The sequence below is a fragment of the Brevibacterium sp. 239c genome (genome assembly GCF_900169365.1).
GTDB lineage: Bacteria > Actinomycetota > Actinomycetes > Actinomycetales > Brevibacteriaceae > Brevibacterium.
Genome location: NZ_FXZH01000004.1, coordinates 161,012 through 180,137 on the forward strand (window position 1 = coordinate 161,012; position 19,126 = coordinate 180,137).

A 19,126-nucleotide genomic window follows, 5' to 3' on the forward strand; every position below is an offset into this window, starting at 1 on the left:
CTCCGACCCCATCCTTGCAGAACAGGACCCCCTGCGCACTCCTTCTGTGCCGCCTGTCAGCTGTCGTTGAATATCAGGATGGGCCTCGCTCCCGTTTCACTCGGCTCATAGAGTGTGCCGTATAGCACAGGCTCTGTGCGATTGCTACCCCCGCAAACCACCGTTCATCGAACGGACGACGGTGCCCCCGGGGCCCTTCTCGGGTATACAGTGCAACTAGAATTTTCGATCCATCAATGAAGCCGGAGGGAAAAATGACCGACAGCACAGCAGAATCCGAAACCTTTGCCCCATCTGAAGAGTTCGTTGCTGCCGCCAATGTCAAGGCCGACGAATACGAACGTGCCGATGCCGATTACCTGAGCTTCTGGGCCGAGCAGTCTCGTGACCTCGTTGACTGGAACGAAGACTTCGGCGAAGTGCTCGACTGGACTGACCCTCCATTCGCCAAGTGGTTCATCGGCGGCAAACTCAACGTGGCCTACAACTGCCTCGACCGCCACGTCATCGCGGGCAACGGCGATCGCGTTGCCATCAACTTCGAGGGGGAACCCGGCGACTCCCGTTCCTTCACCTACGCAGAACTGCTCGCCGAAGTGTCCAAAGCAGCCAACGCCCTCACCGACCTCGGAGTCAAAGCCGGAGATCGCGTGGCAATCTACCTGCCCATGATCCCTGAAGCGATGATCTCAATGCTCGCCTGCGCCCGCCTCGGCGCTGCCCATTCTGTTGTCTTCGGCGGCTTCTCTGCCGACGCGCTGCGCTCACGCATCATCGATGCCGAGGCACGTGTGGTCATCACCGCGGACGGCAGCTACCGCCGCACCAAGGCCACCAGCCTCAAACCCGCCGTCGACGAGGCTATGTCGCACGGAGACACTCCCGTCGAAACCGTTCTCGTGGTCCGCCGCACCGGTCAGGACGTCGAAATGGTCGACGGCCGGGATCAGTGGTGGGACGAGACCATGGAAACCATGAGCCCTGAACACGAATGCGAGTTCTTCGATTCCGAGAACCCGCTGTTCATTCTCTACACCTCGGGAACGACAGGTAAGCCGAAAGGCATTCTGCACACTTCAGGCGGATACCTCACTCAGGTGCTCTACTCCATGAAGGCCGTCTTCGACATCAAGCCCGAATCCGATGTCTTCTGGTGCACGGCCGACGTCGGCTGGGTCACCGGACATTCCTACGTCACCTACGGTCCGTTGGCCGCTGGCGTCACGCAGATTGTCTACGAAGGCACACCCGACACTCCTCACCAGGGCCGCTGGTGGGAGATCATCGAGAAGTACAAGGCAACGATCCTCTATGCCGCACCGACGGCGATCCGCACGTTCATGAAATGGGGCGAGGAGATCCCAGCCAAGTACGATCTCTCCAGCCTTCGCCTGCTCGGCAGCGTCGGCGAACCGATCAACCCGGAAGCCTGGCGCTGGTACCACCGCGTCGTCGGCGGTGAGAATTGCCCCATCGTCGACACCTGGTGGCAGACGGAGACCGGCGCGCATATGATCGCTCCGCTTCCCGGTGTGATGTCGACGAAGCCAGGATCCTCGCAGCGTCCCATTCCCGGCGTCTCCGTCGATGTCGTCGACGATGAGGGCAACAGCCCCGCCGGCCCAGAGGGCGGGCTGCTCGTCATTCGTCAGCCGTGGCCGTCCATGCTGCGCGGTATCTGGAAAGATCCCGAGCGCTTCAAAGAGACCTATTGGTCACGCTTCGAGGACACCTATTTCGCAGGGGATGGTGCCAGGCGCGATGAAGATGGTGACATCTGGTTCCTCGGGCGTGTCGATGACGTGATGAACGTGTCGGGGCACCGTCTGTCGACTACTGAGATCGAGTCCTCCTTGGTTGCTCACCCCTATGTCGCCGAGGCAGCTGTGGTCGGAGCTGCCGACGATACGTCCGGTCAGGCCGTCGTTGCGTTCGTCATCGTGGGCAACGATGTCGAGGACTCTCCGGAAACGTCCGAGACGCTGCGGAAGCATGTCGGCAAGGACATCGGGCCGATTGCGAAGCCGAAAAAGGTTCATATAGTGTCCGAACTGCCGAAGACACGCTCCGGCAAGATCATGCGCCGTCTGCTCAAAGACGTCGCCGAACACCGCAAGGTGGGAGACTCCTCGACCCTGGCCGACTCCTCGGTCATGGATCTAATCGAAGAATCTGTGTCGAAGGACTGATCCTGCTGCATTAAGGCGACACTGAGGCAAACCCGCCGGTGAGAACGGATGCTCGCAAAGAGCCGTTCCGGATTCATCTGGCGGGTTTTTCTCGTTTTACTGCCCGTATTTCTTTGGTCACCGGGCGCGTTCAGACTACTCTTAAGAAAGATTGTCCAAGTTTTTGTCGATAGGAGCACTCATGGCTGAGAGGTCGATCAGCGAACTGATCAAAGGCATCGGCGACGATTCCAAAGCGATCGCCGAGGAAGAAATTGCGCTGGCCAAGGCTGAAGCCACAGCCGGGGCGAAGAACTTGGGCATTGGATCGGCACTTGCTGTCGTGGCCCTGTTTTTCTTGTTCTTGTCATCGTTCATGGTGATTTTCGCCGGGGCCGCCGCATTCCACGAGGGCCTGGGTTGGCCGTGGTGGGGAAGCTTCCTCATTGTCTTCGGCATCCTCGCGGTGCTCGCCATCATCCTCGTTCTGATTGCCCTGCCGCTGTTCAAGAAGGGCAACCCGGTTCCGGGCACAGCGATCGATTCGGCCAAGTCGTTGTTCGCCTCGGTCAAGCGCGCACTGAAGAACCCTTCAGGTCCGCGTTACTGACAGATCTCGCAACAAAGCACAGCAGAACAGCTCCACACTCGGTGGCGTCGGGCTCGGCCCGGCGCCGCCGAGTGCATTCACTCGGCAGGCATTGTGATGATGTACGCGCAGATCTTTTCGCCGAACAGGAATTCGACCGGGCTGCTCTCGCGACGTGATCGTGGCTTGTCATGTGGCTGTCTTCGTTTTTTCGGCGGGCCGTGGGCCCGGCTGGTTTCCGGGCGACGTCGTCGCTTAGTCACGTCGAACTCACCCTCGGCTGCCTCAACCTCACCAGGTTTGCTCTCGGCTGCCTCAACCTCACTGTCGACTGCAGAGGACTTGCCGGCGCGGGAGTCGATGGGTTTGGTCCGGGTCTCGTAGCGGTTGCCCGTCGGGGTCTTCACAATCAGCTTCTCGGGAGTCGCTAAGTGCTTCCGACCGTTGAGTTCCTTGACGAAGTTACAGGCGGCGCACAGGCCCGAGGCGTTGTCCCAATCCGTATCGCCGCCGGCGGCGAAGGCTCTGGCATGGTCGGCGTGCTTGATCTGTGCATCGCACCACGGTGAGCGGCAGACGTCGTCACGAATGACGATCATGCGTCGCAGCAGCCCGGGGAACTCCCTACGCCGGGAATCCATGCGCACCAGTTGGCCGTCGTCGGGGCGTGCATAGAGCCTGCGCAGGAAGACGGCCGCTTCGTCCCCTGCCACGAACTTCCGGGCGGCTCCAGCGGGTACGGGGCCGAAACCCGGAAGCCAGGCCGGCTCCTCGCCGGCGCACACCAAGCTGTCATCATTCATGACAAGATGGATCTCGGTCGGAACCGCGGCGGCACACTCCTGGCCAGTTGTCCGCTCGACGAGCAGGTCCGCTATCACCTGGGACTGTGAGCGTTGGCCTGCATCTCCCGTCCCAATCAGGGAGGCCGCCGACTTCTTCAGGTTTGTGTAGACGGCCACGGCCTGGGGCATGGGCAGCAGTGCACTGAGATAGGCCATGTTGCCTGGGGCCGGACGAACCGAGACTGCCCGTTCCTCAGTGCATTTCTCAAGGTGCTCAACGGCGGCCTTCTGGTCGACCTGCTGTGCCAGAGCCCGGACTTCGTTGCCCAACCGCCCGACTCCCACCTCAGCGAGGCGATCGGCCATCCGCTCGTCGATCTGTCGACGTTTGTCCCGGGGAAGCCAATCGGTTTCCTTCGCAACGGCACGAGCCTTCTCTTCGGATATGCGGCCGGATTTCAGCGCCGAATAAGTCTGGGGCAGATCGATGAGCAGGGAGCGCGAGAATTTCAGCAGCGTGCTGCCTCGGGCTCGAGAGACTTTGCGGGCGAGTGCGATCTCTGCGCCGACACCCTTGCCCTGCATTCTGCTTGGCACTCCGTCTTCGGCTTCGCTGTTGCGTCGGTGCATGTCGAAGGTCAGGGTTTCCCTGGCTTGGGCAGCGGTCGCGGCAGACGTCAGTTCCTCGAGTGCAGTGATCCGAGCGATCGCCTCAACCTCGCTGAGGGCCGGAGGCAGATTCGACAGCACCTCATGCCACCGGTGGATCTCGGTGGTGACGTCGGGAACCGTCTCTGCTTCCATACCAAACAGGCTAGTACTCGCCGATGACACGACATTTGCCGCGAGCCCTCACCGCCGAAACGAAGGAAGCACCGGCCTCAGAAGTCGATATCGATATGGACGTCGCGGTCCCAGTCCGTCGCCCAGCCGAGGTGATCGAGAGCGAAGTCGAGGATGCCCGCTGTGAAGCCCCACACCTTGAGCACTCCGACGTCGAAGGCCGGAGTGGTGAGCTTCAGATCCGGCCGGGAGAACGTGCCCCGATTGGCCGGTGCCACCAGGTCAGCGGCAGAGATTCGGTAGACGGAATACGACTCTGACTTGTCCATCACTCGCACCGCCCCCGGCTGCGCCCAGTACCCGATGACAGGGGTGACCTGGAACTTGCTGACGGGAATGTAGAGCGAGTCCATCTGCCCGAGCACCTCGACCGTCGAGGGCACAATCCCAGCTTCCTCCTGCGCCTCACGCAGTGCCGCAGCGGCCAAGGAGTCGTCTTCCGGGTCCCGCCCGCCACCGGGAAAAGCCACCTGCCCGGGATGGTTGCGAAGCGTGCTGGCCCGCTGGAGCAAGACGATATCGACATCGTCGACGCCGAAGTCAGCCAAGCGTGATGACTCGGCTCGGCCGGCGTCTGTGCGCGGTTGCCCTCCCCTGCCGAAGAGCATGAGGACGGCGGCATCATGCACCGAACCGTCGTCGGGAGCCTGAGCGAGTCGCAGCCATTCGGGTGAACCATTCGAGGCAGCCAGGTGTTCCAGTTGGGTTCGCAGCGTCTGATCGTGTGCGACGGAGTCATGCCCGCTCATCCCTTGCCCAGAGGTTCCCTGCCCGGTCAAACTCTGTCCCACCTGCGAATGCTCATACGCTTCGGCGCTCATGCTTCAGGCGCCATTTCGAATCGGAGCATCGCGCGCGCCTTCTTCGGATCCAGTTCCCCGGTCCCGAACGAGGGACACAAAGCCATCAGTGGGCAGACTCCGCAGGCGGGTCTGCGCGAGTGGCAGATGCGCCGTCCGTGGAAGATGACGCGGTGGGAGAGCAGGGTCAGTTCTTTTTTCGGGAACAGTGCCGCGATGTCGTGTTCGGCCTTGACCGCATCACTTTCGTCGGTCCAGCCGAGCCTGCGTGCCAATCGCCCCATGTGCGTGTCCACGGTCAGGCCGGGGGTGTCGAACGCGTTGCCGAGCACCACATTCGCGGTCTTTCGTCCGACACCGGCAAGCTTGACCAGCTTGTCCAAGGAGTTCGGAACCTCGCCGTCGTAGGTGTCGACGAGTTCGTTGGCGAGTTTGACGATGTTGCGGGACTTCGCCCGGTAGAAGCCGGTCGAGTGGATGAGCTCCTCGACCTCGATGAGGTTGGCCACCGCGAGGCTGTGCGCATCAGGGAAGACAGAGAACAGTCCCGGTGTCACCGCATTGACCCTGATGTCTGTGGTCTGCGCGGAAAGGACCGTGGCGATGAGGAGTTGGAACGGGGTCTCGAAGTCGAGCTCGCATTTCGCATTCGGGTACACCTCCGCGAGGATGCGATGAATCTTCCTGGCCCGTCGGGTCTTGCCCAATGGGGTTTCCTTGGCGAACTTCCGCGCGCTCTTCTCTGCCACCGTCAACACGACTCACCATCCTAATCCGTGCCCCGGATTTCCGCAGTTGCGTGCCTCACATCGCCGAGGTGGCCCTACACTGACCCGGCGAACGGGAACGTTCGCACGCAACCGTGGCCCACCTCGGCGAGGGCGGAAGAAACGCAAGCAAAACCCCTTGTTTTGCACTAATGCCGCAAACTCCCGCGCCTTTGCTGGTATCAGCACCGTTGACCAGGTAGATTTATCTGTGATTACCACGACAAGGAGGACACAGTGGATATTGAAGTTGTGCGGGGCGCAACGCTCTTCGCAGGTTTGGACGATGAATCGACGAGCGCTTTGATGAAGTTCATGAACCCGCGGAGTCTCCGTCGGGGAACCGTGCTCTTTCACGAGGGCGATGCCGGTGACGAACTTTATATCGTCTCCAGTGGCAAGCTCAAGATCGGCCGCGAGTCCTCCGACGGCCGCGAAAATCTGCTCTCGGTCATCGGGCCGGGCGAGATCATCGGTGAGCTCAGCCTCTTCGATCCGGGTCCACGCTCGACCTCCGTCACCGCTGTCTCTCAGTCCGAGCTGCTCAGCCTCAAGCACGAGGACCTCACGACCTGGCTCGATGAGCGTCCCCGGGCCGCAATGAACCTGCTCAAGGCTCTCGCACAGCGTCTGCGCCGTACGAACGAGACCGTGGGCGACCTCGTGTTCTCCGATGTCCCCGGTCGTGTTGCCAAGGCTCTGCTGGACCTCGCGTCTCGCTTCTCGAAGCCGGCACCGGACGGTGTCCTCGTCGCACACGATCTGACGCAGGAAGAGCTCGCACAGCTCGTCGGCGCCTCACGTGAGACCGTGAACAAGGCCCTCGCCGACTTCGCAGCTCGCGGCTTCATTCGCCTCGAGGCTCGTTCCGTCGTCATCCTCGACATGGAGCGCATGCGCAACCGCGCCCGCTGATCACTGCGCGAATGCGGCTAAGATCTCAAGCCGCGGTCGCACGACAAGGAACTCCCCAGCTTTATGGCTGGGGAGTTCCTTGTTTTAAGAGTCGGCGAGAAGGTTTTTATGAGTCGGTCAGAAGCCGGGAGGTTGTTGCCCTCCGGAAAAGGACGATCACACTGATGACTGCGATTATCCCGGCGACGGACATGATCGTGAAGTCGAGGGGCAGCACAGTGAAGCGTTCGTCCGACCATTCGGTTCCAGTGGCACCGACGCTGCACCTGATCCCCGGCGGGAAGAAGCTCGTGTCATAACCGAGTCCATGCTCGAGAGGTATGCCCTCTGGCGTGGCGGGACACCATGGCTGATCAGGGCTGCCGCGGTTGCTCAGCGAGTATCCGAGGCCCCACGTGTGGAAGAGCGTGAGCACGATGGCAGGCACGCTGAGCCCGAGATACAGCCACGGACTGGCCCAGATTCGCCGTCTTGACCGTCGCTTCGTCCGACCGCCGCTCATCCGTCCTCGGGCATGAGCGCGCCGAGGTAGTTCAGCTGCGCCCGCACGATCTGCTCGGCTGCCCCACGGACGCTGGGATCAACGTCGTGGTAGACGATGTCGCAGACCGCAGATGCGGTCCTCGCTCCTTGCGCCAGGGCTGCCTTGACCTGGTCGATCCGCTCAAGCCGGTGGCTTCGGTAGTAGGCGAGAACCTCGGCGGGAGACTCGATCGTGGGGCCATGAGCCGGCTCGATGCTCACGAACACACCGTCACCGTGGAATCGGATCAGCCGGTCGAGTGACTCAAGGTAGTCGCTCAGAGACCCTTCCGGGTGGGTGACGATCGTCGTCCCCTCCCCCAGCACTGTGTCGCCGCTGTAGAGCACGTGATCGTGGATGAGGCTGATGCTGTCCATCGTGTGCCCCGGCGTCGACACGACCTCCATCATATCGGCCGTGTCAGTGCCGAATACGATCATGTCACCATCGGCTACAGGAGAGCTCAGGCGGGAGAACTTCTCAAGAACTGCGTACACGGGCACGTCCGGTGCCCACGCCTCCACGCTGCCCAGCATCTCCGAGTGGTCGGCATGCTGATGGGTGAGGATGATGGCTGAGAGCTTCCGCTCACCGATCTGAGCCAGAAAGTTTTCCCGGTGCTCAGCCAGTTCGGGGCCCGGATCGATGAGTACTGCCGAAGTGTCGTCGGCTGAGGTGATGACGTAGGTGTTGGTGCCCGTCAGCGTCATCGGGGATGGGTTGTTCGCGCGGATCCTCATGATTGCTCGGTCTCTTCCTCGCCGGTTTCGGCATTGTTATCATCGTCGCTCTGGGATAGGAACCCTGGACTCTGGTCGTTCTCGTCATCGCCGACGGCGACCGCATAGTCACGCAGAGTGCCTTTTCGGTAGAGGTCGCGTCCCGGGTGGATGACGACTCGCCATTCGCCGTCGTCATCGGTGACCTCGGGCCGCAGCGGATGCAGGTCACGGACCTGGGCCATGGCGGCTCCCACGCTGGGCACATCGACCAGGCTTTCGGCGATGATGCGTGTGCTCGCGCTGATCTTATCGGGGTCCCCACCGGCCTCGGCGAGGATGTCTGCTGGCCGTTTCCACCCGCCCGAGGTCTCATTCGGAGAGAGGAAGTCGATGTCCTGGCCGAAGGGCACTGTGGCCACAAAATAGGTGGTATCGAAGCGATGCAGCTGAGTTGGCGTGTTGATCCACCGCAGCCAGGGTTTGCAGAGATCCGGACGCAGCTTGAGATCACGTTCGCGCAGGATCTGAGACCAGGAGATTTCGCTGGAGAACAGCCGTGAGCGTGTTCCGCGCCAATCGGTCTGGGGTGCGGCGACAATGTCACGGTCGACGTCTTCGGCCAGCAGGACCCCCGTTGCGGCGAACGAGATGCGGGCCGCTGCTGAGAAGTGGTGCAGTGCCCGTGACTTGTTCTCGATGCTCAGAGTCCGTGCGCAGCGAGCCGAGTTCCATCCGGCCAGCGGCAGGTTGCGCAGGTCGCCGAGACGCAGATTGCTGACCGGGTAGGCCCAGCGGTTACGGTCTTCGACTCCTCTGGCATCAAGTTGTCGGGTGATGAAGGTTTCCAAGCCTTCGAGGGAGTCCCTGATCAGCACGATCGCCGAGGCGGGGCGTGGTGCTTCGGGGACCGGGAACCGCCCGTCGGACTGCCATTGGTCCAAGAGCCAACGCAGCTCCGACGAGACGGCCAGGGTACGTCCGTTAAACGGCATCGTCCTCGACCTCGACGACGACCTCGACCTCGACGGGGGTGCCGAGAGGAAGAGTGTTCACACCAACGGCGCTGCGCGTGTGCTGGCCGCGGTCGCCGAAGATCTCACCGTAGAGTTCGGAGACTCCGTTGATGACGGCTGGCTGCTGTGTGAAGTCATCGGCCGAGTTCACGAACCCGGTGACCTTGACGATGCGGACGATCTTGTCGAGGTCGCCGATGACGCCGGCAACCGCTGCGAGAGCGTTGAGTCCTGCGGTCCGTGCCAGGTCGTACCCGGTCTCTAGATCGACATCCGAGCCGATGTGGCCTATCGCGGGAAGTTTCCCATCGACGACGGGCAGCTGGCCCGAGGTGTAGACGTAGTTGCCGGTGCGCAGCGCCGGTACGTAGACGCCGGCGGGTGCGGCGACATCGGGCAGGGTGAGACCGAGTTCAGCAATGCGGTCTAGGGTCTTCGACATGGTAGGTCCTTCGATGAGGGTGTTTCAAGTCAGTTGGGTGCTCAGGCTTTGGGGCGCTTGAGGTAGGCCACGAGCCCGTTGTTGTCGGGACCCGGAATAACCTGAACGAGCTCGTAGCCGTCTTCGCCCCACTGGTCGAGGATCTGCTTCGTCGCATGGACGATGAGCGGCACTGTGACGTATTCCCACTTGGTCATGATTCTCCTTGAGTATCTGTGTGCCCGCGTCCCCGATGCGTCACCGGAGCGAGCGTCTGCATGGACGAAACGCCGATCGTTCTGCACGAGCGCGACCGGCGATCTTCGTCGTTTCCAACACTAGCCGAGAACCCGCAGCCCCACAGCCAGCCGTGCCACAGTGTGAAAGCCCACAGTGACGAGAACGGGGTGGAACGATCGTAAAGATCGTCCCACCCCGTTGTCTCTCAGGATGCCCGGCACTCAGTTGCCGCCGAGGCCCGGTGCTTCGTCCTCGTCGCCGCCACCGCCGCCGTTACCGCCGTCTCCTCCGCCACCGGTGCCGCCTCCGCCGTTGTTGCTGCCGCCGCCACCGCCGCCGGTTCCACCGCCGCCGTTGCCGCCGCCACCGTTCTGGCTGCCGGTGCCACCGCCGCCGGTGCCACCTCCGCCGCCGGAGCCTCCACCGCCCATGTACTTACCGCTCGGCTTGGGGAAACCGGTGTTGCCCTTGGTCTCCTTCACAGCCTGGCTCATATATGCCTGCCAGGTCTTACCGGAGATCGTGGCACCGTAGACGAAGCCGCGGACCGCACCCTGACCGTTAGTCCGCCAGTCGCGAGTGCCCACGGGGTCACCGGTCCACACGGCGGTCGACAGTGTCTTGGTGAAGCCAAGCAGCCAGGTGTGTCCGACATCGAAGTTCGTAGTACCAGTCTTGGCTCCCGCCGGAACGCCGATCTTCAGCTGACTTGTGGTGCCTCCGTTGAACGTCTGCGTCAGAGCGTAGGCAACGCCCTTGGCGACCTCCTTATCGAGGACTCGCTTGCAGCCTTCACCGGGCACATCGATGCTCTTGCCGTTACGGTCCTTGATCGAAGTGATCGGCTTCGGACCGCAGAACTCACCCTCGTTGGCGAAAGCGGCGAATGCCGCTGCCATGGCGATCGGGGTGGTCTCTGTTGTACCCAGGATCGACGACGGTGACAGCGCCTGAATAAATCCCTGCTTGTTCTTGAAATCGAGTTTCTCGCCGCTGCCGTAGCGAATGCCCAGGTCCATGGCTGTGTCCATGATCTTGCACATGTTGAGCTGGTTGCCCATTGCTGCGTAGCCGGTATTCACGGAGTGCTTCGTGGCTTCCAGCGCGGTCATCGAGCCCTTGCCCTCACCGTCCCCAGCGTTATTCGGGTCCCAGTCACCGCCCATGTTCGGGCAGCCATCGTACTTCCATGAACTCGCTGGGAAGTTACGCTTCGTGGCGTTGACTGTGGTGTTGAGGCCCTTGCCGGATTTCAGCCACGTGGCCAGCACGAAGGGCTTCCACGTCGAACCGACCTGGAAACCGCCCCCGCCGTTGTGCTTCCGGTCGACGGTGTAGTTGATGGACGTCTTCTTGTTCTTATCCTTCTTTTTGACATCACCGACCGTGTATTCGCGGTTCTCGGCCATGGCGATGACTTCGCCCGTGCCCGGTTCAATCGTCACCAGAGCATGTCCGGCACCGGACGGATCGCCCACGGGGACACGGCTCTTGATCTGCTTGTCCGCGATCTTCTGAATGTCAGGATTGAGGCTGGTCTTGATCGTCAGTCCGCCGCGCTGCAGGAAGGCGAGGCGTTCTTCAACGGTCTTGCCGAAGGTGTCGTCGTTCTTGATGACGTTTTCAACGTAGTCGCAGAAGAATGCCGCGTTGTTCTTCGCCGCCGAACAGCCGTTGGGAGTCTTGTGGATGTCGAGGTCGAGGTCGGTCTTGACCGCCTTGTCGTATTCCTTCTGAGTGATGTGCTTGTATTTGAGCATCTGTCCCAGCACCGTATTGCGGCGTTTGAGCACCTGGTCAGGGAACCGCTGCGGGTTGAAGGCCGAAGGGTTCTGCACAATGCCGGCGAGCATCGCAGACTGCTGAATATTCAGGTCCTTCGCGTCGATGCCCCAGTATTTGTGGGCCGCCGCCTGGACTCCATACGCGTTAGGTGAACCGGAGTAGTTGTTAATGTTCATGTAGCGATTGAGAATGTCCTTCTTCTCATACTTCTTCTCAACTGCAACAGCGAGCTTGGCCTCACGCAGCTTACGTGCGTAGCCGGCCGTGCCCTCTGACTCCTTGGCCGCAGACACGCCCTCTTTGTTCTCTTTGGCATGGGCGTTCTCTGCCAGCACGTTCTTCACATACTGCTGAGTCAGCGTTGAACCGCCCTGCGTCGTCGAGGACACCATATTGTGCACCGCTGCACGGGCGATGCCCTCGATATCGACACCGCCGTGTTCGAAGTACCGATAGTCTTCGACCGCGATCGTGGCGTTCTGCATGTTCTTCGAGATCTTGTCGAGGGGCACCTCGACGCGGTTCTGCCAGTAGAACTCCGCAATCTCCGACCCGTCGGAGGCAAGCATCGTCGATTTCTCCCCCAGATCCTCTACCTCCAGGGTCGCGGGAAGAGAGTTGAAGATCTCGACGGCACTGTTTGCGCTGGCAGTAGCTACACCGACTCCGGGGATGGCAAGACCAGCTGCGACGATTCCTGCCACCGCACTCACTGCGACGAACTGGAGGAACGCACCGGCCTTGGTCGGATTCGGATTTGACTCAGGAGACACCATGCCAACCAGTTTAACTAATATGAGTTGTGCAAATTCTCAAAAATCGTTGAGAACGTCAGGCTCTGGGAACCAAGGTCAGGAGGCTGACCTCGGGACGGCAGGCGAAACGCACCGGTGAGAAGGGCGAGAATCCCAATCCTGCGGATATTTCGACGAGAGATTTCCGGTAGGGAAACAGACCTCTCGCGCGTGTCCGATCGAGGTCGCAGTTCGTTACCGGTGCACCCCAGAACGGCACTCGGATCTGTCCCCCGTGAGTGTGCCCGGTCATGATGAGGTCGGCCCCCGCCGAGGCGAACGCCTCCAATGTGCGCGAATACGGCGCATGGGTCACGCCCACCTTCACGCCCGCCTCGGCGGCAAACCGCGGAGACGCAAGACTCTCGCCATTTGCGGCGACGTCGTCGCTGAACCCCTCCTCGGGGCTGACCCGGATCCTGTCGCGGTCGATGTGGGCGTCACCCAACCCGCAGAAATCTATTCGGGTCCCACGGATATTCATGGTCGCCTCGGCGTTGTCGAGGAAGTGCCATCCCCGGGACGCAGCGGGCGTGTCACTGCCTTCGAACCCGCGGATAAGCGCTTTGACATCAAGATCGGGCTCGACGCGGTGTTTCACCTCAGAGGGTGAGCGCAGGTACTTGGCTGGATTCTTGGCCGTGGGTGAGAAGAAGTCGTTGGACCCGAGGACGAAGACGCCGGGAACATCGAGGAGTCCGTCGAAGACGTCGAGGACGTCCGGCACGATATCGGCAGAGAGGTTGTCCCCGGTGTTGACGACGATATCTGGCTCCAGGCGTGTCAGCGCCTTGACCCAGGCGGCCCGGTGTTTCTGCCAGGGGGCCAGATGCAGATCAGAGACGTGCAGCATCTTGATGCGCTCTGCCCCGGCAGGCAGGATCGGCAGGGTGTGGCGTCGGATGGCGAAGAGGTGCGGTTCGATGACCGCACCCCAGATGCCGGCCGCCGCGGGGATCGCGAGGGCTCCGGCGAATAGTGCACGCTTCTTCATTCGTCCAACTCTAGTCGGACTCAGGGTCTGCACTCGCCCAGTTGGGACCGGGCTCAACTGGGGAACGCCACCGGCTTCTCATGCTCATCGGCGGCACGCGCCGTGCGGCGACGATGCAGATGCTTCATCCGGCGCTGCCCAACGAGACGGCAGACGACGTAGATGAGGAAGGAGATCGTGGTGACGAACGGGCTGATCGGCACGACCGGAGAGCCGAGTGCGATGAGGATTCCACCGACGGAGGACGAGACGGCGAAGATGACGCTGAGCACCGGAACCCACACCGGGGATGCCGAGAGCTGGGTGGCCGCCGCGGCCGGAGTGATGAGCAGAGCCAGCACCAGAAGGACGCCCACGACCTGCACGCTCAACGCCACGGCCAGGCCGAGGACAAGCATGAACACGATCGTCAGCCCGGACACCGGCACACCTTTGGCACGTGCCACCTCGGGGTCGAGGCTGGCGAACATGAGGGGCCGCCAGATCACAACGAGGACGAGGAGCACGATCAGCGAACACACGACGAGAGTCATGATCTGGCCCGGCGTGATTGCCACGATCTGGCCGGTCAGCAGCCCGAATTTGCTGGCGGCACGGCCATCGTAGAGAGCGAGGAACAAGATCGCGAGGCCCAAGCCGAAGGGCATGAGCACACCGATGATGGCGTTCTTCTCTGATGCTTTGGCCCCTCCCACGCCGATGATGAGCGCGGCGATGATCGAGCCGAAGATGGATCCGCCCACCACGTCGAAACCGATAAGAAGAGCGAACGCGGCACCGGCGAATGAGAGTTCGGAGACTCCGTGGACGGCGAAGGGAATGTCGCGGGCCATCACGAAGACGCTGATGAGACCCCCAACGACGCCGAGCAGTCCGGCTGCGATGAGCGAGTTGGACAGCAGCGCCACCAATTCGCTGTAGTCCTCGAAGGTGAACAGACTGCCGAAGATCTCCTGAGCCGTCATCAGATCGCACCTCGTTCCGTGCTCATCTCATCCTCGTGGATGTGGTGGTCAACGCATTCGGCTTCGCCGCCGACGACGATGAGTCGCCCGCCCACGCGGACCACCTCGACCGGGGAACCATAGAGCCGGGTCAGCGATTTGGTGGTCATCACCTCGGCGGGAGTGCCGACGAGGAAGTGGCCGCCGACGATGTAGAGCACCCGGTCGACGTAGGGCAGTATCGGATTGATCTCGTGGGTGACGAAGACGACGGCAGTGTTGCGTTTGAGTCGCTGCTCATGGAGCAGGCTGGCCACAACCTTCTGATGATGGATATCTAAGGACAGCAAGGGCTCGTCGCACAGCAACACTGAAGGATCGTTGGCCAGGGCTTGAGCCACGCGCAGGCGCTGCAGCTCACCGCCGGAAAGCGTCCCGGCCGGAGCGTCTGCATAATCGCAGGCACCGACTGACTCAAGAAGTTCATCGACCTGTTGGCGACGTCGCTTCAAGAACCGACCTGGCCCCCAGCGGTGGCCGTCGATGCCCATCCGGACCAGATCGCGACCGCGCATCGGGGTGTGCGGATCGATTCCGCGCTGCTGGGGAATGTAGCCGATGGCCGAGTTTCCCGCGTGGACGTGCCTGCCGTTGACCTCGGCCGAGCCGGTGGACAGCGCATGCTGGCCCAGCAGCACCTTGAGAAGCGAGGTCTTTCCTGTCCCGTTCGGGCCCAGCACCGCCACGAACTCCCCCGGTGAGACATCGAGGTCGAGGTCGTGCCAGAGCACACGCTCTCCGAACCGCAGCTCGGCATCGCGCAGACGGATCACCGGTGGGTGCTCGGCACCTGCGGTCTGCTGGGGAGAAACGTCGGGATCAGGGGCCATTCTCAGTGTTCATGTCCTTCGAGCGCAGTGGAGATTTCGGTGATGTAGTCGCCCATCCAAGTCGCATAATGCGCACCGGCCGGCATCGTCTCACCGAGGTCGACGACCGGAACATCGGATTCCTCAGCCGTGGATTTCAGCTGCTCTGCCTGTGGACCTGCCGCCTGAGTATTGTACCCAAGCAGCAACGCGTCACCAGATGAGATCTGTTCCTCGGCCTTCTTCAGAACCAGCGGCGGCACATCATTGCCCTCCTCCACGGCTTCGAGGAACTCATCGGAGGTGATGTTCTTCAGTCCCATGTCCGCAAACAGCCACAGCGGCACGGGCTCAGTGGTCGCAACCTCATCACCCTCATGCTGGTCCCGAGCGTCATCGATCTGTGACTGCAGTTTCTCCAGCGTCTTCGTGTAGTCGTCTGCGTTGGCTGCGAAGTCATCCTTGTGTTCGGGATCCGCCTCGCCGAGGTGGGTCGCGACCTCGTTGACGAGTTTCGTCATCGTGGGGACCGAATACCAGAGATGTTCGTTGAACTCCCCGTGTGCGTGATCGTGGCCTTCGTCGCCATGATCGTGGCCTTCTTCTTCGCCATGATCATGGACGTGGCCGCCACCGCTGGCTTCCTCATCACCGTGCTCATGCGATTCGTTGCCGACACCTTCAGAACCGGGCAGTCCGGAGATCGAGACTGTGTCGATGGTGTCGACCTCGACGTCGGATGCTTCAAGCATCGTGGTCATGAACGAGTCATAGCCGCCGCCGTTCTGGACGACCAGATCGGACTTCGACAACATCAGCCGGTCATGTGTCGTCGCCTCATAGGAGTGCGGATCCTGATTAGGATCGTCGATGACCGCACTCACCTTCGCGAAGTCGCCCGCCACCTGGGACACGATGTCGGCGTAGACGTTGGTTGAGGCGACGACCGAGAGCTCTGTGGACCCAGAGGCCTGCCCTCCGCACCCGCTCAGTGCGGCAACAGTGCTCAGAGCGATAGCCCCGGACATGATGCCGAGTAGGGAAGAGCGCATGAAGTGCCTTTCAGAGAGTGAGCGAAGATCGGTATGTCAACGACGTTCACATTACTCAGGCCGAAGGCTCACCACTAATATAAATATTTATATATAGCAACTTGTTTATGTGTACCGCTGTCGGGGGTCGATCAACGCCGATCTCGAAAAGATCGTCGCCGGCGACGATGAATTCCGACTCCGCGTTAATCGCCAGCTGCGCACCGGGCCGCGCAACGTCGAACCGCCCGGGAGCATCGGCTCCCGGGCGGTTCGTTTCAGCTCAGAGCTCAGGCCGCCTGTGACTCGACCTTCTTCGCCAGCAGCGCCGCGATCTGAACCGTGTTCAGAGCAGCACCCTTGCGCAGGTTGTCGTTGGCAACGAACAGGACGAGACCCTTGCCTGCCGGGGCAGACTGGTCGGCGCGGATACGGCCCACGAAGCTTGAATCCTTGCCTGCCGCCTTCAGCGGTGTGGGCACATCATCAAGCTCGACCCCGGGCGCCTCGGAGAGCACTTCCGTGGCCTTGGCAGGGGTGATCTCGGAGTCGAACTCCGCGTGGATGCTCAGGCTGTGTCCTGTGAACACAGGAACGCGCACGCAGGTTCCTGCCACGAGGAGATCGGGCTTGCCCAGGATCTTGCGGCTCTCGTTGCGCAGCTTCTTCTCTTCGTCAGTCTCAAGTTCACCGTCATCAACGATGGACCCGGCCATGGGCAGAACGTTGAACGCGATTGGTTCGACGTAGTTGTCCGGGGCAGGCAGGTTCACGGCACTGCCGTCGCGAGCTAGCTTGCGGGAGTCGGCGACGCCGGCCTCGAGCTGACCGGCGAGTTCCTCGACTCCGCTCACGCCTGAACCGGACACTGCCTGGTAGGTGCTGACGATGAGTCGCTGGAGGCCAGCGACGGAATCGAGCGCCTTGAGGACCGGCATTGCAGCCATCGTGGTGCAGTTCGGGTTGGCGATGATGCCCTTGGGCAGTGTGTCGAGAGCCTCCGGGTTGACCTCGCTGACGACCAGGGGAACATCAGGGTCCGAGCGCCAGGCCGAAGAGTTATCGACGACGATGGCGCCCACTGCGGCGAATCGCTCCGCCTGGGCACGGGATGTGGCTCCACCGGCGGAGAACAATGCGATGTCGAGCCCGCTGGGGTCCGCCTCGGCGGCATCTTCGACGGTGATCTTCTCACCGTTGAACTCGATGACCTTGCCCGCTGACCTCGCCGAGGCGAAGAGCCTCAGGCTGTTGATCTCGAATCCAGGATTGTCTGCCAGCAGGTCAAGCATGACGCCGCCTACCTGGCCTGTTGCTCCGATAACTCCGATATTAACGCTCATCGTCCGGTACCTCCGTAAACCACTGCTTCGTCGTCTTCACTGTCGAGTCCGTACGCGGCATGCGCGGCACGGACGGCGTCGTCGAGGATGTCTGCTCGTGTGACGACGCTGATGCGGATCTCCGAAGTGGAGATCATGTCGATGTTGACCTGGGCATTACTCAAGGCCTCGAACAGGATGGCGGTCACGCCGGGGTGAGAGCGCATGCCCGCACCGACGACGGAGAGCTTGCCGATCTGGTCGTCGTAGCGCACCTGGTCGAAGCCGATCGAGGCCTTCACCGCGTCCAGGGCTTCGAGCGCCTTGGCGCCGTCATCCATCGGCAGGGTGAAGGAGATGTCCGTCTTGCCGGGCTCGCGCGTGGAGATGTTCTGGACGATCATGTCGATGTTGATCTCCGTGGTGGCCATGGTGGTGAAGATCTCGGCGGCCTTGCCGGGAACGTCGGGAACGCCGACGATCGTGACCTTGGCTTCCGAGCGATCATGGGCGACTCCGGAAATGATTGCCTGTTCCATGTTGGACTCCGTTTCTGATACCGCTGGTGCCGGGGCCTTCGATCCCTTTGCCGGCCGGAAGGCTTCAGGAATGGGTGAGTCGGTCACCCAGGTGCCTTGATTTCGTGAGAATGAGGACCGCACGTGCACCGGCACGTTGTAGCGGCGGGCGTATTCGACGCACCGTAGCATGAGGACCTTGGCGCCCGAGGCCGCCATCTCCATCATCTCCTCGTAACCGATCTCATCGATCTTGTGTGCGCTCGGCACGATGCGGGGGTCGGCGGTGAAGACACCATCGACGTCGGTGTAGATCTCACACACGTCGGCACCCAATGCCGCAGCAAGGGCAACCGCAGTTGTATCCGATCCGCCGCGTCCCAGTGTGGTGATGTTCTTCGCTGTCTGACTGACCCCCTGGAATCCGGCCACGATGGCGACATATCCCTGGTCGAGTGCCGAGCGGATGCGACCTGGCGTGACGTCGATGATGCGCGCCTTGCCGAACTGCTCATCGGTGATCACACCGGCCTGCGAACCGGTGAATGATTGTGCTTCCTCGCCGAGGTTGGCAATCGCCATGGCCAGTACTGCCATGGAAATGCGCTCACCTGCAGTGAGCAGCATGTCGAGTTCACGGGCTGGGGGCATCGGAGAGACCTGTTGGGCCAAGTCGATGAGATCGTCGGTGCTGTCTCCCATGGCCGACACCACGACAACAACCTCGTGACCGGCCTGACGGTTCTCGACAATTCGCTTGGCCACCCGCTTCACCGATTCCGCATCGGCTACCGAGGACCCGCCAAACTTCTGGACGACTATGCTCACTGCAGTCTCTTCCTTATCGCTGATAAGTTCCGTGCCGGGCGATCGATTCCATGCTTCCAAACATGGTTATCTCGTGCTTGCATCGATCAGGATTTCAGCCGTGTCGGCTCTCCGGCACCTCGACCATTGTATGAGGTCAGCCACTTCACTTCACCTTCGCCCGCCATTCAGACACTGCTCGGGTCCTCGGAGTTCGCGTTGCAGATCCGCTTGGATCCCTGTGCTGCTGGCGTTCTCGGGCGTTCGGCCGGTGCT

Annotated in this window: 18 protein-coding genes; 4 read left to right on the forward strand and 14 right to left on the reverse strand. The window is 61.7% G+C overall.

The genetic code is table 11. The features are described from left to right. Positions 1 to 254 precede the first annotated feature (254 nt). Positions 255 to 2,189 carry an acetate--CoA ligase gene (acs, locus tag BSP239C_RS05510; RefSeq protein WP_101570717.1) on the forward strand — a complete coding sequence of 645 codons (1,935 nt, stop codon included), beginning with the start codon at positions 255 to 257 and terminating at the stop codon, positions 2,187 to 2,189. Positions 2,190 to 2,370: 181 nt separating this feature from the next. Beyond that, positions 2,371 to 2,778 carry a phage holin family protein gene (locus BSP239C_RS05515; RefSeq protein ID WP_101570719.1) on the forward strand — a complete coding sequence of 136 codons (408 nt, stop codon included), beginning with the start codon at positions 2,371 to 2,373 and terminating at the stop codon, positions 2,776 to 2,778. Between the two features lie 77 nt (positions 2,779 to 2,855). On the opposite strand, the gene BSP239C_RS05520 is transcribed toward BSP239C_RS05515, so the two are convergent. The 3 genes from BSP239C_RS05520 to nth form a co-directional block, all read right to left on the reverse strand. Beyond that, positions 2,856 to 4,346 (reverse strand): DUF222 domain-containing protein, encoded by a 1,491-nt coding sequence (locus tag BSP239C_RS05520; protein ID WP_101570720.1) that lies wholly within the window; start codon positions 4,344 to 4,346, stop codon positions 2,856 to 2,858. 77 nt (positions 4,347 to 4,423) lie between these two features. Further along, positions 4,424 to 5,206, reverse strand: a complete 783-nt coding sequence (locus BSP239C_RS05525) for a CoA pyrophosphatase (protein ID WP_101570723.1) — start codon at positions 5,204 to 5,206, stop codon at positions 4,424 to 4,426. After that, entirely contained in the window at positions 5,203 to 5,943 is a 741-nt protein-coding gene (gene nth / locus BSP239C_RS05530) for an endonuclease III (RefSeq protein ID WP_101570725.1), read from the reverse strand. The genes BSP239C_RS05525 and nth overlap by 4 nt, the downstream gene beginning before the upstream one ends. A 246-nt stretch (positions 5,944 to 6,189) precedes the next feature. On the opposite strand from nth, the gene BSP239C_RS05535 reads away from it, so the two are divergent. Further along, positions 6,190 to 6,867 carry a Crp/Fnr family transcriptional regulator gene (locus BSP239C_RS05535; protein WP_101570727.1) on the forward strand — a complete coding sequence of 226 codons (678 nt, stop codon included), beginning with the start codon at positions 6,190 to 6,192 and terminating at the stop codon, positions 6,865 to 6,867. A 164-nt stretch (positions 6,868 to 7,031) separates the two neighbouring features. Beyond that, the gene (locus BSP239C_RS21055; protein ID WP_257930094.1) at positions 7,032 to 7,166 is read left to right on the forward strand and encodes a hypothetical protein; all 135 of its coding nucleotides are present in this window, start codon (positions 7,032 to 7,034) and stop codon (positions 7,164 to 7,166) included. Positions 7,167 to 7,365: 199 nt separating this feature from the next. Here the strand turns inward: BSP239C_RS21055 and BSP239C_RS05545 are convergent, their stop codons facing one another. The 11 genes from BSP239C_RS05545 to BSP239C_RS05590 form a co-directional block, all read right to left on the reverse strand. Further along, a complete protein-coding gene (locus BSP239C_RS05545; RefSeq protein ID WP_101570730.1) occupies positions 7,366 to 8,130 on the reverse strand; it encodes an MBL fold metallo-hydrolase in 765 nt (254 codons plus the stop codon). Next, the gene (locus BSP239C_RS05550) at positions 8,127 to 9,104 is read right to left on the reverse strand and encodes a hypothetical protein (RefSeq protein WP_101570732.1); all 978 of its coding nucleotides are present in this window, start codon (positions 9,102 to 9,104) and stop codon (positions 8,127 to 8,129) included. Before BSP239C_RS05550 ends, BSP239C_RS05545 begins: the two co-directional genes overlap by 4 nt. Beyond that, the gene (locus BSP239C_RS05555) at positions 9,094 to 9,567 is read right to left on the reverse strand and encodes a RidA family protein (protein ID WP_101570734.1); all 474 of its coding nucleotides are present in this window, start codon (positions 9,565 to 9,567) and stop codon (positions 9,094 to 9,096) included. Before BSP239C_RS05555 ends, BSP239C_RS05550 begins: the two co-directional genes overlap by 11 nt. 41 nt (positions 9,568 to 9,608) lie before the next feature. Further along, positions 9,609 to 9,764 carry a hypothetical protein gene (locus BSP239C_RS20690; RefSeq protein WP_180958932.1) on the reverse strand — a complete coding sequence of 52 codons (156 nt, stop codon included), beginning with the start codon at positions 9,762 to 9,764 and terminating at the stop codon, positions 9,609 to 9,611. A gap of 243 nt (positions 9,765 to 10,007) precedes the next feature. Then, the gene (locus tag BSP239C_RS05560) at positions 10,008 to 12,347 is read right to left on the reverse strand and encodes a transglycosylase domain-containing protein (RefSeq protein ID WP_101570736.1); all 2,340 of its coding nucleotides are present in this window, start codon (positions 12,345 to 12,347) and stop codon (positions 10,008 to 10,010) included. Positions 12,348 to 12,402: 55 nt separating this feature from the next. Next, positions 12,403 to 13,359, reverse strand: a complete 957-nt coding sequence (locus BSP239C_RS05565) for a metallophosphoesterase (RefSeq protein WP_101570737.1) — start codon at positions 13,357 to 13,359, stop codon at positions 12,403 to 12,405. A gap of 53 nt (positions 13,360 to 13,412) precedes the next feature. Further along, a complete protein-coding gene (locus BSP239C_RS05570) occupies positions 13,413 to 14,324 on the reverse strand; it encodes a metal ABC transporter permease (RefSeq protein ID WP_101570739.1) in 912 nt (303 codons plus the stop codon). Continuing rightward, a complete protein-coding gene (locus BSP239C_RS05575; RefSeq protein ID WP_101570741.1) occupies positions 14,324 to 15,193 on the reverse strand; it encodes a metal ABC transporter ATP-binding protein in 870 nt (289 codons plus the stop codon). Before BSP239C_RS05575 ends, BSP239C_RS05570 begins: the two co-directional genes overlap by 1 nt. 2 nt (positions 15,194 to 15,195) lie before the next feature. Further along, positions 15,196 to 16,224: a metal ABC transporter solute-binding protein, Zn/Mn family gene (locus BSP239C_RS05580; protein WP_101570743.1), complete on the reverse strand. Its 1,029-nt coding sequence runs from the start codon at positions 16,222 to 16,224 to the stop codon at positions 15,196 to 15,198. A 269-nt stretch (positions 16,225 to 16,493) separates the two neighbouring features. Next, on the reverse strand, positions 16,494 to 17,546 hold the full coding sequence (locus BSP239C_RS05585) for an aspartate-semialdehyde dehydrogenase (RefSeq protein ID WP_101570745.1): 1,053 nt from the start codon (positions 17,544 to 17,546) through the stop codon (positions 16,494 to 16,496). Continuing rightward, complete coding sequence (locus BSP239C_RS05590) at positions 17,543 to 18,871, reverse strand: aspartate kinase (RefSeq protein WP_101570747.1); 1,329 nt, start codon at positions 18,869 to 18,871, stop codon at positions 17,543 to 17,545. Before BSP239C_RS05590 ends, BSP239C_RS05585 begins: the two co-directional genes overlap by 4 nt. Positions 18,872 to 19,126: the final 255 nt, after the last annotated feature.